Source organism: Microvirga sp. VF16 (assembly GCF_016864375.1).
GTDB lineage: Bacteria > Pseudomonadota > Alphaproteobacteria > Rhizobiales > Beijerinckiaceae > Microvirga.
This window is the reverse complement of sequence record NZ_CP069355.1, coordinates 125,534-139,254: the sequence shown is the minus strand read 5'-3', so window position 1 is coordinate 139,254 and position 13,721 is coordinate 125,534. Positions and strand designations below refer to the sequence as shown.

Sequence of the window (13,721 nt, the reverse complement as noted above, 5' to 3'; positions counted from 1 at the left end):
CAGACCGATGCAGGGCACCATCAGCACACTCACCGTCGACAACAAGTCCGTGGAACTGCCGGTCAAAGAAGGCACCATCGGCCCGAGCGTCATCGACATCTCGAAACTCTACGGCCAGACCGGGATGTTCACCTACGATCCCGGCTTCACCTCGACGGCGGCGACCGAGTCGAAGATCACCTATATCGACGGCGACCAGGGCATCCTGCTCTATCGCGGCTACCCGATCGACCAGCTCGCCGAGCACGGCGACTTCCTCGAGACTTGCTACCTGCTGCTCTACGGCGAGCTGCCGACCGCGGCCCAGAAGGCCGATTTCGACTACCGCGTCACGCGCCACACCATGGTGCACGACCAGATGAACCGGTTCTTCACCGGCTTCCGCCGCGACGCGCACCCGATGGCGATCATGGTCGCCTGCGTCGGCGCCCTTTCGGCCTTCTACCACGACTCCACCGACATCTCGGATCCGCACCAGCGCATGATCGCGTCCATGCGCATGATCGCCAAGATGCCGACGCTCGCCGCCATGGCCTACAAGTACTCCATCGGCCAGCCCTTCGTGTATCCGCAGAACGATCTGGACTACTCGTCCAACTTCCTGCGCATGTGCTTCGCGGTTCCGGCGGAAGAGTACAAGGTCAACCCGGTGCTCTCGCGCGCGCTCGACCGGATCTTCATTCTGCACGCCGATCACGAGCAGAACGCCTCGACCTCGACCGTGCGTCTGGCTGGCTCCTCGGGTGCCAACCCGTTTGCCTGCATTGCGGCCGGCATCGCCTGCCTGTGGGGACCGGCTCACGGCGGCGCCAACGAAGCGGCGCTGAAGATGCTGGAGGAAATCGGCACGCCGGATCGCATTCCGGAATACATCGCCAAGGCGAAGGACAAGAACGACCCGTTCCGTCTCATGGGCTTCGGCCACCGGGTCTACAAGAACTACGACCCGCGCGCCCGCATCATGCAGAAGACCACCCATGAGGTGCTGAACGAACTCGGCATCAAGGACGATCCGCTCCTCGATGTGGCCGTGGAGCTCGAGCAGATCGCGCTCAAGGACGAGTACTTCGTCGAGAAGAAGCTCTACCCGAACATCGACTTCTATTCGGGCATCACGCTGAAGGCGATGGGCTTCCCGACCTCCATGTTCACGGTGCTGTTCGCACTGGCCCGCACGGTCGGCTGGATCGCCCAGTGGAGCGAGATGATCGAGGATCCGTCCCAGCGCATCGGCCGCCCGCGCCAGCTCTACACCGGATCATCTCAGCGCCCGTACATTCTGGAGACCCTTCGTGGATAATCAAAATCTCTTTTCTTGGCAGGATAGCCGCATAACAACCCAGTGGGTCTATACCTTCGGGGACGGCAAGGCTGAGGGCCAGGCGGGAATGAAGAACCTGCTCGGCGGCAAGGGGGCCAATCTGGCCGAGATGTCCAACTTAGGCCTGCCGGTGCCTCCGGGCTTCACCATCACCACGGAAGTCTGCACCTATTACTACGACCACGGTCGCGCCTATCCGCCGGAGCTGAAGGCCCAGGTCGAGCAGGCGCTCACCTATGTCGGCAAGCTCACCGGCCGCACCTTCGGCGATGCCGCCAATCCGCTCCTCGTTTCCGTCCGCTCCGGTGCCCGGGTCTCCATGCCCGGCATGATGGACACGGTGCTCAATCTCGGCCTCAACGACGTCACCGTCGAGGCGCTGGCCAAGGGCGCCGGCGACGAGCGCTTCGCCTATGACTCGTATCGCCGCTTCATCACCATGTATTCCAACGTGGTGCTCGACATCGAGCATCACCACTTCGAGGAGATCCTCGACGAGTACAAGGACCGCAAGGGCTACTCGCTCGACACCGACATGAGCGCCGCGGACTGGAAAGCCATTCTCCCGCGCTACAAGGCGCTGGTCGAGAAGGAGCTCGGAAAACCCTTCCCGCAGGAGCCGCAGGAGCAGCTCTGGGGCGCCATCGGCGCCGTGTTCGGCTCCTGGATGAACAACCGCGCCATCAAGTACCGTGAGCTGCACGCCATCCCGGCGAGCTGGGGCACGGCGGTGAACGTGCAGGCGATGGTGTTCGGCAACATGGGCGAGACCTCCGCCACCGGCGTCGCCTTCACCCGCAATCCCTCGACCGGCGAGAAGGAGCTCTACGGCGAGTTCCTGATCAATGCTCAGGGTGAGGACGTGGTGGCGGGCATCCGCACGCCGCAGGACATCACCGAGAAGGCCCGCATTGCGTCCGGTTCCGACAAGCCTTCGATGGAAGGCGCGATGCCCGAGGCTTACAACGAGCTCGTGCGCATCTACGGCATCCTCGAGAAACATTACCGTGACATGCAGGACATGGAATTCACGGTCGAGACGGGCAAGCTCTGGATGCTCCAGACCCGCAACGGCAAGCGCACGGCGAAAGCCGCCTTGCGCATCGCCGTGGAACTCGCCTCCGAGGGCCTGATCACGCAGGAGGAGGCGATCACCCGCGTCGAGCCGGCGGCCCTCGACCAATTGCTGCATCCCACCATCGATCCCAAGGCCGAGCGCAAGATCCTCGCCAGCGGCCTGCCGGCCTCGCCGGGTGCTGCTTCCGGCGAGATCGTGTTCAACTCGGACGATGCGGAAGCGGCCAGGAAGGCCGGTCACAAGGTCATTCTGGTGCGCGTCGAGACCTCGCCTGAGGACATCCACGGCATGCACGCGGCGGAAGGCATTCTGACCACCCGCGGTGGCATGACCTCGCACGCCGCCGTGGTGGCCCGCGGCATGGGCAAACCCTGCGTCTCGGGCGCCGGATCGATCCGCGTCGATTATGCCAAGCAGACGCTGACGGTGGCGGGGCAGACGCTGAAGAAGGGTGATGTGCTGACCATTGACGGTTCCAACGGCCAGGTGCTGCTGGGCCAAGTGGAGATGCTGCAGCCGGAGCTGTCGGGCGAGTTCGCCACCCTCATGGGCTGGGCCGACAAGGTGCGCCACATGAAGGTGCGCGCCAATGCGGAGACACCGCTCGACGCCAAGACCGCGCGCAACTTCGGCGCGGAGGGCATCGGGCTCTGCCGCACGGAGCACATGTTCTTCGAGGGCGACCGCATCGTCGCTGTGCGCGAGATGATCCTCTCCGACGACGAGGCTGGCCGCCGGGCGGCGCTTGCCAAGCTGTTGCCGATGCAGCGCCAGGACTTCGTCGAGCTGTTTTCGATCATGAGCGGTCTGCCCGTCACGATCCGTCTGCTCGATCCGCCGCTGCACGAGTTCCTGCCGCATTCGGAAGAGGAGATGGAGGAGGTGGCAAGGGCCATGAACGCCTCCGTCGACAAGCTCAGGCACCGCGCCCGCGAGCTGCACGAGTTCAATCCGATGCTCGGCTTCCGCGGCTGCCGTCTGGCCGTGGCCTATCCTGAGATCGCCGAGATGCAGGCGCGTGCCATTTTCGAGGCAGCAGTCGAGGCCGGCAAGACCACCGGCCAGCCCGTGGTCCCTGAGATCATGGTGCCGCTCGTGATGACGAAGCCGGAGCTCGATCTGGTGAAGGAGCGCATCGTCGCCATGGCGGAAGCGGTCGCCAAGGAAAGCGGCGTCGCCGTCGAGTATCAGGTCGGCACCATGATCGAGCTGCCGCGTGCGGCCCTGCGTGCGGCTGAGATCGCGGAATCGGCGGAGTTCTTCTCGTTTGGCACCAACGATCTGACGCAGACGACGCTCGGCATCTCGCGCGACGATGCGGCATCCTTCCTCGGCCCGTACACGCAAAAAGGGCTGCTGCTGGCGGATCCGTTCGTCACCATCGACCAGGAGGGGGTGGGCGAGCTGGTCAAGCTTGCGGCGGAGCGCGGTAAGACGACGAGGCCGAACATCAAGCTCGGAATCTGCGGCGAGCATGGCGGCGATCCGGCATCGATCCATTTCTGTCAGTCGGTCGGGCTCGATTACGTGTCGTGCTCGCCCTATCGCGTGCCGATCGCACGCCTCGCGGCGGCGCAGGCCGGTCTTAAACTGAGCCAAAGAAGGGCGCTTTAAACTCAGTGCGTCGCTTGGACCTTATTCGGCCCTCCTTGGAGGAGCAGAATAGTTGGGATGTCAGGATGAGCATTGCAATCAGAACGGTCGGCATCATTGGCGCGGGGCAGATGGGTAGTGGCATCGCCCATGTCTGCTCCTTAGCGGGAATCCAAGTCCGGATCAACGATCTATCCGGTGAGCGGATCAACGCCGGGCTTGCCTCGATCAGCGAGAACATGTCGCGCCAAGTTAGTAGAGGCGCCATTACAGACGCCGATTGTCAAGCTGCGCTCAAGCGGATCAGGCCAGCCACAACCTATAAGGACTTTTCCGCCTGCGACCTCGTGATCGAAGCCGCCAGCGAGGACGTGGAGGTGAAGCGTACGATTCTCGCTGGGCTCTGTCCCTTGTTGCGTTCAGATGCGTTGATAGCGACCAATACTTCTTCAATCTCCATCACGCGGCTTGCCGCATCCACTGATAGGCCAGAGCGCTTCATCGGCATCCACTTCATGAACCCTGTGCATGAGATACAGCTTGTGGAACTGATCCGGGGCATTGTCACCGAGGACTTTACCTACGAGGCGGCGAAAGAGTTCATCAGGAGACTTGGCAAGACAGCAACCCCTGCAGAGGACTTCCCGGCTTTCATCGTCCATCGCATCATGCTGTCTATGATCAACGAGGCCATCTATACACTTTATGAGGGGGTGGGATCAGTGGACGCCATCGACACGGCTATGCGGTTCGGCGCCAATCACCCAATGGGACCACTCCAACTTGCCGATTTCATCGGCCTCGATACCTGCCTCTCGATCATGCAAGGCCTTTATGAGGGTTTGGCGGACTCTAAGTACCGCCCCTGCCCACTTCTCGTGAAGTATGTAGAGGCCGGATGGCTTGGCCAAAGGACAAAGCGTGGCTTCTACGATTACCGCGCGGAGCACCCTAAACCAACAAGATAGCAAATGAGCTGTAGTTCCTTTCTTAATCCTGGAAGGAGCTGACTAAGGCCTCACAGGACGCGAACTGCGGATTGCTCTAGAAGTCGACCTGTTTCAGATACCGTCCAACACCAGGCCATGGGGCGAGAACTTGCTGAAGAACCATACCGGATTGATCCCTTCGCCTGACGGGACTATAGCGACGGACCTTGCAACATCGCGCCTGACGCCGCTCTCACAGCGCCGGTTACCGGCTAAGTAGGTCGCCAAAAGTTCTGCAACAGCTTCCTGAGCCAGAAGCGTTTGGATGCCATGCCGGCCTTGCGACGCGCCTGCTGCGGCGTCAGCCTCAGAACCCAATCAGCAGCATCGGCGGCCAGAACCTCGATGGACGCGGCCTGCCGGTTGGCCGCGACCAGCCTCTTGAGCTCGCGCCAGAGGTGATCCATCGGGCTCAGTTCGGGCGCCTGCCGGGGCAACCACACGAAGCGGATGCGCAGCCGGGTGGCCAGCGCCAGGGTCTGTGGGGCGGTGTGGGCGCTCGCCCGGTCGGTGAGCAGCCAGAGCCAGCCGGCGCGGCGGTAGCGGCGGCGCAATGCGCGCAGGAATGCCTGAGCGTCGGCCTGACCGGCGCGATGGCGGATCAGCACCACCCGGCGCGCGCTGCGCAGGTCAATCGCCCCAAACAGCACCCGCTTGGCGTTGCGCCCGGTGATCGGCACGAGGGCCTGGGTGCCCTTGAGCGCCCAGGTCGCGCGCAGCGGTGGAAACAGCCGCAGCAGCGTCCAGTCGAGGCACAGCAGCCGATCGCCCCTGTGCCAGCCCGCCTTCAGGCGTCGGGTAATCCCCCCTTATATGGGCCAATACGTCAAGCGCTGGCAGGCGGTGTGCCGGATCGAAGTCAGAATTTGACCTGGCCGAGAGGGTCGAACCAAAGGAAGCCGAGTTCAAAGCCTGCCATTCTGGCATGGCGGCTCTCAGCTTGGGCGAGGCGGGCGGTCAAGTCCCGCAGCCGCTTCGCGGTGCGCCGCAGGCGCAGGGCTTGAGGGCCGGCCGAAGGTCCAAGCCATCATGGAGACTGCCCGAGGGCAACTCGCTCCGACACTGTCCGTCAAATCACGGTCGGGATTCGACAGTTTGCGGTGACGTCCGAGGCTGAGCCCGATGGCGCTCATGCGAACCGCTCGTCCGCATCACCTTATATCCGGTTGGGCCCAAGCCCTGACCATAATCCCGCATGCGTCGGGAACGGGCTCCGGGGTGAGCGCGACCATTCTTTTTCGCGGCATTGTTCCAGCCAGGGGGGACAACGCGGTCGCACTCCCCTCAGACATCACGCGCTGACACTCCCGCGCCAGCGCGCAAGCGGGTTCAGGGCTTCACGGCCACATCGGCTGGCAGGGCGCCTGTTTCGACATAGCGCCACAACAGGATCAGCAGCTTGCGGGCGAGCGCCACAATTGCAATGCGTCTGACCCGCCCAGTGGCCGACCCCACACGGCTGCGGAACCAAGCCGCCAGTGCACTGTCAGGCTGGTTGCGCAACCACAGCCAGGCGAGTTCGATCAGCGCCTTGCGGGCGCGGGCGTTGCCCGCCTTGGTGATGCCTTGCTCGCGCGAGCGGCGGCCGCTCGCAAACGGGCTGGGCGTCAGCCCGGCATAGGCAGCCACGTGGCGCCGGCTGGCAAAGCATCGGTAGAACACCTCCTTGTCGAGGACAGTTGCAATCTCAGAGCCGATCCCCCTCAGATGCAGCAAGGTCCCAAGCTTGGACGAGGACGCGGCTCGTGCCGCCGCCGCTTCGGCATCGCGCCTCGTCTCGACCTCGGCCAAGTGCCGCAGCACGAGTTCAAGCCAATCGAGCTGACGCGCGATCTCCGCCGACAGCCGCGGCGGCAAGAGCCGGCCATCTCCCGTGATCAGCTGCGCCAGGCGCAGGCGGCGATCCGGCCGCAGCGGCTCGTAGTCGTCGATTCCTTGCGTCGCACACAGCCCCTTGATCCGGTTGACCAGGCGAATGCGCTCCTGCAGCAGCGTGGCGCGCTCGCGACTCGGGCGACGCGCATCCTCCTCGTCCGGTGACGGTGGGCGGACCATGGAGCAGACCTTCGGCTCGCCGCGAGACCAGGCCATCAGCGCCCGCAGCAGAGCCTGGGCATCCAGGCGGTCCGTCTTGGCCCGCCGGGCCCGGCGGTCGACCTGCAGCGAACTCGGGTCCATGACATGGCTGCTGACGCCGTGCGCCTCGAGAAGGCGGTGCAGCCAGAACCCGTCGCGGCCGGCCTCGTAGCAGCACGATACATGTGGGCTCACGCCGGTGCGTCGTTCCACGCGGGTCCGGATGCGGGCAAGCAGGTCGAGCACCGCCTGTCCATCACCGGCGGGAAGCCGATGCAGCTCGATCTTCGCGGCATCGGGGGCGTGCAGCGCCACCAGCCAGGAGCGGCGGCTGAGTTCAAGCGCCAGAAAGATCGTGTGGGTGCTGTCCGAGACTGAAGCGTCGGCTGAGGGAGAGGAGAACATGAGCGGCCTCCAGGGTGAGGTGAGGTGACCGCCTTACTTCACCAGTTCGGCGGTCGCTGGCCCATGAGATCTTTTTCTGCGGCAGGTGAGCCGCGCGCGCGACATAGACATAGCGCGGCCGCTTCCAGCGATAGCCGGCCTCGTGCAGCCGCCGCCGCAGGGTCCGCGGGCTGACGGCGAGGCCTTTTGTGGCCAGGTCGTGCGCCAGCAGTGGCACCGTCCAGCTTGTGGCCTGGTAGCCGCAGCGGCGCGGGTCGCGCGCCAGGGCCGCCGCCAGCCGCTGCGGCGTGAGCCTCGGCTGACGGCGGGGACGCCCGCTGCGCGGCCGGTCGATCAGGGCCGTGGCCTCATGCTCGGCCCGATACTGGACGAGCCAGCGATGCACGCTGGAGCGGTTGACGCGGCAGCGGCGGGCCGCCTCGGCCACAGAATGCCCCTCGGCCACCAGCAGCAGCGCTTCGAGGCGGCGATACACACGGGCCTCCCGGGCGCCAGCAAGCGCTGCGGCAAGCCGCTTGCGATCCGCCTCGTCAAGCCACGCCTCGGGAGAGTGATCATGGTGTTGCATGCTCCCCAGGGAACACCCGCAGCGCCCGCGTTGCAAGTCTTATGGCGACCTACTTAGCATGGTGTCATCGCAGCGCAAGATGACACCAATCTGCAAACTGAATTGGACACCCTAAGGCTGCTCGCTGTCTACTGGCTTTCACTTACTTAGAGCGACGCAGGTAACCTGAAAGCTGGCCGGTCGACCTGCGGGAACCACTTCGGCGGATCTCGCCGTGACGTCGCGATAAGGTTTCGAAAGTTGCAACATACCCACGCCCAAGGAGTCCTGAATGGCACCGCAACCCCAACGCTCTCTAGGAATTCTCAATCTTGAGCGCGGTGAGGCGCCCGACGCCATGCCGGCGGCACCACCACATGGCTGCTTAATGAGTTCAACGACTTACGGTGTTCCTGTAATCGCCGAAGCCGTTGAGGGCGCATGGGCGGACCTCGTTGTCCCCGGCGCGCCGGAGCTCGAGCCGGCTTGCATCGCCGCAGCCAAGCGCCTGGTCGAACGCGGCGCAGCGGTGATAACTGCCAACTGTGGCTACTTCATCCGACACCAAGCTGCAGTCGCTGCGGCCGTGAATGTGCCTGTGGTGACGTCAAGCCTGCTGCTGCTGCCGACACTGCTCAACCAATTGCCTCCCCGCTCTAAACTCGCCGTTCTCGTCGCGCAGCCAAAGCACCTGACCGATGACATGCTCGGGATTACGGACCCGAGTGCACGGTCCAGGGTAGTGGTTGGAGGGATCGAAGATAGCGTTTTAGTGAGAAACGAGAATATGCGCCCGCCGCCGCCAACGGACCCTGCGGACACCGAAAAGGATGTCGTCGCCAGCGTTCAGGCCTTGCACAAAGCACATCCAGATATCGGCGCGTTTCTACTCGAGTGCACAGCAATGCCGCTGACAGCGCCAGCGGTTCGGCGAGTGACAGGGCTGCCTGCTTACGACATTACGACCCTGTGCCGAATGACCTTGGCCTCCGTCGCATGATGAAGGTGAGCGCATCAAACTTTGGAGTCGAGCCTAGCATCGTTACTTGCCATTAACACAACTGGGGAACGATCATGTTCACGATTTCACGCCGGAACCTTCTAAAGAGTGCAGCTTCAGTTGCGGCGCTTGGCGCGGGTGTCTCGCTCATGCGATCAGCAGGGGCGTATGCTGCCGAGGCGGTTACCGTGGTTGAATGGGGCGGAAGCTACATCAAAGCAATGCAGGAGATGGTCGCGAAACAGCCTGATATTCGTGTCAACTGGATACTGCATACCAGTGGTTCGGCAGCCATTCTGCCGAAAATCAAGGCCATGTGGCCGCGTCCTGGGATCGATGTTCTCACCGGATGGGATGTGTCGTGGCAGGTTGTGGCCCGCGAGGGTTGGGCGGAGCCGGTCACCTTGGAAAAGGTCCCCAACCTTGTCGATGTCCCACCACAGTTGCTCGTTAAGGATGACAGCGGCAACATTGTCAATATTCCTCGCACGGTTACAGCGCTCTCCTGGTTCTATCGAGCTGATAAAACTCCATTTGAGGTTTCCACCCTCGATGACTTATTGGATCCTCGCCTGAAGGGTAAGATTTGCTTCCCGATACCTACATTGAACCAAAATGTTCAAATCGTAGCGCTGGCTCTGCACAAAGGAGGGGATGAGAAAAACATGGAACCCGGGTGGGATTTCATGAAGAAGCTAGCGCAAAGCGGAAATATCGGCCGAGTTGCTAATTCAGATACCGATACTGTCAATTCTATTAGTTCCGGCGAGACTGCGATAACGTTTCAGAGTAACTCTTCCTACTCGGAGTTGAGCAAAAACTTCAAAATGAAGTTGCTAAACAAAATGGATCCGAAATCTGGATTCCGAACGTTCTACCTACAAGAGGGATGGAGCGTACTGAAGGGCGGCAATACACAAGCCGCGTTCAAACTTGTGAATTTCCTTTTAAGCCCAAGGATTAATGGGGAATACAATGAGATAGTCGGGGCCATCCCGGCCAATATCAAGGCGCCGGTTCCTGACAGAGCTAAAATCTTTGTTCTTAACAATGAGGAAATGAGTAAACACGCCTACGTTCCGGACTGGTCCTATATGTCTCAACAGGCCGATACCTGGATGAAACGCTGGGAGCAGGAAATACAGCCTCTTCTTTGAGGAGAACTGCGCAATCTATGGCGCAGGGCGCGCCGGCTGGAGGAAGCGATGCAACGCTCTAAGCCCCAACTGCTGCTGCTGCTGCTCCCAGCAGCAGCAGTATTTATACTCTTCCTCTTGCTGCCACTATTTATGGTTGTCGATGAGAGCTTTCGTACATTTACACCAGGTCGAATTGGCGCTGTAGCGGGGTCTCCCTTTACAGTTCAGAATTACACGGAGCTTTTCCACTCAGCCTATGTGCGCTACTTCGCCCAAACCTATGTGTTGGCATTCTGCGCGTCCGTCACCGCTGTCATCATTGCATTTCCCGTAGCCTACTACATAGCCCGGAATGCATCTAAGAATGTACGCAAGATCTGGATGTCGGCCCTTATAGGGCTGATGTTCTTGAGTGCATTAGTTCGGATCTATGCGATTGAACTCACGTTTGGTTCTGTTGGTGTACTCGCGCCGCTCGTATCCTTCTTCGGAATCAACATGAACAGCGTCACCTATATCAACGTTGTTATCGTATTTGGACTGCTTCACTATACAATCCCGATGTCTATACTTATCATGATGAGTGGGGTTTTGGACTTCAACCCTCGTTTGACTGAGGCGGCTCAATCGCTTGGTGCCTCGGCGGTAGAGTCTCATCTTTCGGTAACAATTCCATTGTGTATTAAAGGAATCGTCTCTGCGTTCTTGGTCTCAATGACATTTGGCATAAGCGCGTTCGCCATCCCTTGGGTTCTTGGCCGAGGCAAGGTGCAGTTTATCTCGAATCTTATCTATAGTCGTTTCAGTGAAGTGGCAAATTACCCAAGCGGGGCTGCGATATCCATTGTTATGATGATCCTCTCAATTCTACTGATCCTGATAATCTCTAGATTGGCGGCCGTACTCGATAGGAAGCACTGATGCCTAATAAACGACCCCTAGGGATTATTTCTAAAAGAAATCTTGATGCTAGCCTTGCGGCACTCCTGAAAGCAGTAATCGCAGTTACAGCAATGTTTCTTATGCTGCCAGTCATAATGACTGTACTCATGTCATTCGACTCGCGGGATTATCTCGGTCCATTCCCTCCGCCAAGTCTGTCGATAAAGTGGTTCGAACAATTTGCTCACAATGTTTATCTCTGGGCGGGATTCCAGACGAGTTTGTTGCTGGCAGTTTCGGCGACCGCCATTGCGACCGCGATTGGAGCGCTAGCCGCGCTGGCAATCAGTCGGATGTCTGCGCTATGGCGGGAACCTATCACAACAGCTTTCCTTTCGCCTTTAGTGATCCCGGGAGTTATCATCGGTTTTGCCTTTCTGATGATATTTTCTGCAGTAAATGTCCTGCCGACATTTCTGAAATTAGTTGCCGGACATCTTATCATCACAATTCCTTTCACAATCAGAATGACATTGATTGGGCTCCTCGGTATAAGTGCCACGCTACGTGAAGCTGCACTGAGCCTTGGCGCGAATGAGCGTCAGGCTTTTCTCACGATTACTTTGCCGCTCGCCAAGAACAGTATTGCCGCTGGTGCGATCTTTGCCTTCGCGTTCTCTATGGACGATTTAACGATCAGTCTGTTTTTGGGCGACTTCAGTACGTATACGCTTCCTGTCGCTCTCATTAGTCTGATGCGGTCGAACTTTGATCTCACTCTCGCTGCAGCCGCTGTCTTTCTGATGGGGCTAACCGTCGTCATTTTGATCGTGCTTGATCGCGTGCTCGGTCTCGAGCGAGCTATCGGTCAGGGATCTTATCGAGGTTAAATAGATGAATGTTCTTGAACTGAAAGATGTCACCAAACGATACGGTGACTTTTTGGCTGTCGATGGACTTTCCTTGACAATAGAAGAGGGAAAGGTTCTTTCACTCTTAGGCCCAAGTGGCTGCGGGAAGACAACAACGCTACGCATGGTAGCCGGGTTTACGGAGCCGAACAGCGGTACTGTGTCGATCGCGGGGCGAGACGTTGGCCATCTCAGACCTTATGAACGCAATGTTGGACTTCTTTTCCAGGACTATGCGCTCTTTCCGCACATGACGGTGGAGCAGAATGTCGCCTACGGATTGAAATACCGCAGAACTCAGAAGTCAAAGATACCTTCCCGTGTCGCGCAGATGCTGTCGCTCGTGCGTATGCACGGCATGGAGGCCCGATATCCTAGTCAGCTAAGCGGCGGTCAGCAGCAGCGCGTAGCACTCGCCCGGGCCTTGGCAACCGACCCCCAAATCGTTCTACTAGATGAGCCGTTATCCGCACTTGACGCCAAGCTACGCCTTGAGTTGCGCCTTGAGCTTAAGGAAATCCTCAGATCAGTAGGTGCGACAACGATTGTCGTTACACACGATCAGGAGGAAGCTCTTAGCCTCGGCGACGAAGTCGTAATCATGCATGCAGGAAAGGTGGTTCAGTACGGCTCGCCCACAGAGATTTATAAGGCTCCCACAAACAGGTTTGTAGCGGAATTTATTGGCCGGTCCAACTGGTTTCACGCGACGAGATGCGGTCCATCAAGTGGAAGTCTTAGCTCGTATATCACCAGCAATGGGATGAAAATTTATACAAGCTCAACCCAGGCAGATCATCGCGGAAGTGTCGATCTATGCATCAGGCCGGAGTATATCGAGATTCTGGACGCAACAAATAATGTAGCGAGAGATGCACTCGGCAAGAATTGCTTGGAAGGATTTGTGGTAGACGTCGCCCCTTTGGGGGCTGATGTGCATGTTGTGGTTGACCTACCGGGTGAGACTAGGCTGCTAGCAATCCGAAAGGATATCGGTGGCGTTCCGGCAATCATTCCGGGCCAACCAGTACGTATTAGCTTTGCAGCATCCGATGTTCTCGTGTTCAAAACCTGATCATGGTTATGATTGTGATAGTCGACCAGTGTCCACAGACGGGACGAGGTTCACGTCAGAGATTTTCTAGCCGTACCGCGGGTGGCGCGTCGAGCGCCTACTGCGTTGAGTAGTCGCCGTCGGTTGCTTGGCTATCTCTATCTCCTGAAGTAGCCCCAGAATAGACCGGACAGGATCTCCCACCTCGCTAAGAGATAGAAGTAGTGTTTGGCTTATTGACTCATTCCTCCCCCGAGCTTGAAACCCTTGATGGACCGCAACGCCGCCGCCACCGGACGATCGCCGAGCAAATGTCCATCGTTCAGGAGACCTACGGTGAGCGTCGTCCGGAGCTGACGGTGCCGTCTGGTGAACCGTTGTCTATGTAGCGCTTTCTTTCGCGGATCTCCGAGCAAGGCTGGCGGCAGTTATCCATCTAAACTCCAGATGGCAACAATATAAATTGTATGCTTGCCAATGTCTAACATGCTGCCCATTCTGATTTTGAAAAACCAGAAGGGAACTAGCGCGATATGAACCTAGTGCATGCCGGCAATCCCTTCGCAACGTTGCCAGTAGAAAAGCAACAAACGAAACAGCAGGTCTAAGGAGGCTAGAAATGAGTAACGGTCTACCCGACGGCCGCGCCGTTATAGAGGCGATGCTGTTGGGATCGGCAGCCCCTAGGTCCTGAATGCAAAGGCGTTTGCCTCACCATGCAGCGAC

At 59.5% G+C, this 13,721-nt stretch carries 11 protein-coding genes; 8 read left to right on the top strand and 3 right to left on the bottom strand.

What is annotated here, in order from left to right:
- Positions 1-7 precede the first annotated feature (7 nt).
- The 3 genes from gltA (at position 8) to JO965_RS26135 (ending at position 4,960) form a co-directional block, all read left to right on the top strand.
- Complete coding sequence (gltA, locus tag JO965_RS26145; protein ID WP_203445036.1) at positions 8-1,300, top strand: citrate synthase; 1,293 nt, start codon at positions 8-10, stop codon at positions 1,298-1,300.
- An 88-nt stretch (positions 1,301-1,388) separates the two neighbouring features.
- Complete coding sequence (gene ppdK, locus JO965_RS26140; protein WP_246777077.1) at positions 1,389-4,013, top strand: pyruvate, phosphate dikinase; 2,625 nt, start codon at positions 1,389-1,391, stop codon at positions 4,011-4,013.
- 65 nt (positions 4,014-4,078) lie between these two features.
- Positions 4,079-4,960 carry a 3-hydroxybutyryl-CoA dehydrogenase gene (locus JO965_RS26135; protein ID WP_203445035.1) on the top strand — a complete coding sequence of 294 codons (882 nt, stop codon included), beginning with the start codon at positions 4,079-4,081 and terminating at the stop codon, positions 4,958-4,960.
- A 233-nt stretch (positions 4,961-5,193) separates the two neighbouring features.
- Here the strand turns inward: JO965_RS26135 and JO965_RS26130 are convergent, their stop codons facing one another.
- From JO965_RS26130 to JO965_RS26120, 3 genes are all read right to left on the bottom strand, one after another.
- A complete protein-coding gene (locus tag JO965_RS26130; protein WP_246777076.1) occupies positions 5,194-5,700 on the bottom strand; it encodes a transposase in 507 nt (168 codons plus the stop codon).
- 610 nt (positions 5,701-6,310) lie between these two features.
- Entirely contained in the window at positions 6,311-7,462 is a 1,152-nt protein-coding gene (locus tag JO965_RS26125; protein WP_203445034.1) for an IS110 family transposase, read from the bottom strand.
- The gene (locus JO965_RS26120) at positions 7,395-8,030 is read right to left on the bottom strand and encodes a helix-turn-helix domain-containing protein (protein ID WP_246777006.1); all 636 of its coding nucleotides are present in this window, start codon (positions 8,028-8,030) and stop codon (positions 7,395-7,397) included. Before JO965_RS26120 ends, JO965_RS26125 begins: the two co-directional genes overlap by 68 nt.
- A 271-nt stretch (positions 8,031-8,301) precedes the next feature.
- On the opposite strand from JO965_RS26120, the gene JO965_RS26115 reads away from it, so the two are divergent.
- From JO965_RS26115 to JO965_RS26095, 5 genes are all read left to right on the top strand, one after another.
- A complete protein-coding gene (locus JO965_RS26115; protein ID WP_203445033.1) occupies positions 8,302-9,009 on the top strand; it encodes a hypothetical protein in 708 nt (235 codons plus the stop codon).
- A gap of 74 nt (positions 9,010-9,083) precedes the next feature.
- Positions 9,084-10,166, top strand: a complete 1,083-nt coding sequence (locus tag JO965_RS26110; RefSeq protein WP_203445032.1) for a PotD/PotF family extracellular solute-binding protein — start codon at positions 9,084-9,086, stop codon at positions 10,164-10,166.
- A 48-nt stretch (positions 10,167-10,214) separates the two neighbouring features.
- Positions 10,215-11,069 (top strand): ABC transporter permease, encoded by an 855-nt coding sequence (locus JO965_RS26105; RefSeq protein ID WP_203445031.1) that lies wholly within the window; start codon positions 10,215-10,217, stop codon positions 11,067-11,069.
- Positions 11,069-11,920 (top strand): ABC transporter permease, encoded by an 852-nt coding sequence (locus JO965_RS26100; RefSeq protein WP_203445030.1) that lies wholly within the window; start codon positions 11,069-11,071, stop codon positions 11,918-11,920. Before JO965_RS26105 ends, JO965_RS26100 begins: the two co-directional genes overlap by 1 nt.
- A gap of 4 nt (positions 11,921-11,924) precedes the next feature.
- Positions 11,925-13,016, top strand: a complete 1,092-nt coding sequence (locus tag JO965_RS26095; protein WP_203445029.1) for an ABC transporter ATP-binding protein — start codon at positions 11,925-11,927, stop codon at positions 13,014-13,016.
- Positions 13,017-13,721: the final 705 nt, after the last annotated feature.

Coding starts and splice junctions, on each gene's coding strand:
- JO965_RS26135 (WP_203445035.1), top strand. CDS start 4,079: ATGAGCATTGCAATCAGAACGGTCGGCATCATTGGCGCGGGGCAGATG.
- JO965_RS26115 (WP_203445033.1), top strand. CDS start 8,302: ATGGCACCGCAACCCCAACGCTCTCTAGGAATTCTCAATCTTGAGCGC.
- JO965_RS26095 (WP_203445029.1), top strand. CDS start 11,925: ATGAATGTTCTTGAACTGAAAGATGTCACCAAACGATACGGTGACTTT.
- JO965_RS26105 (WP_203445031.1), top strand. CDS start 10,215: ATGCAACGCTCTAAGCCCCAACTGCTGCTGCTGCTGCTCCCAGCAGCA.
- JO965_RS26120 (WP_246777006.1), bottom strand. CDS start 8,030: ATGCAACACCATGATCACTCTCCCGAGGCGTGGCTTGACGAGGCGGAT.
- gltA (WP_203445036.1), top strand. CDS start 8: ATGCAGGGCACCATCAGCACACTCACCGTCGACAACAAGTCCGTGGAA.
- JO965_RS26125 (WP_203445034.1), bottom strand. CDS start 7,462: ATGTTCTCCTCTCCCTCAGCCGACGCTTCAGTCTCGGACAGCACCCAC.
- JO965_RS26110 (WP_203445032.1), top strand. CDS start 9,084: ATGTTCACGATTTCACGCCGGAACCTTCTAAAGAGTGCAGCTTCAGTT.
- JO965_RS26100 (WP_203445030.1), top strand. CDS start 11,069: ATGCCTAATAAACGACCCCTAGGGATTATTTCTAAAAGAAATCTTGAT.
- ppdK (WP_246777077.1), top strand. CDS start 1,389: ATGAAGAACCTGCTCGGCGGCAAGGGGGCCAATCTGGCCGAGATGTCC.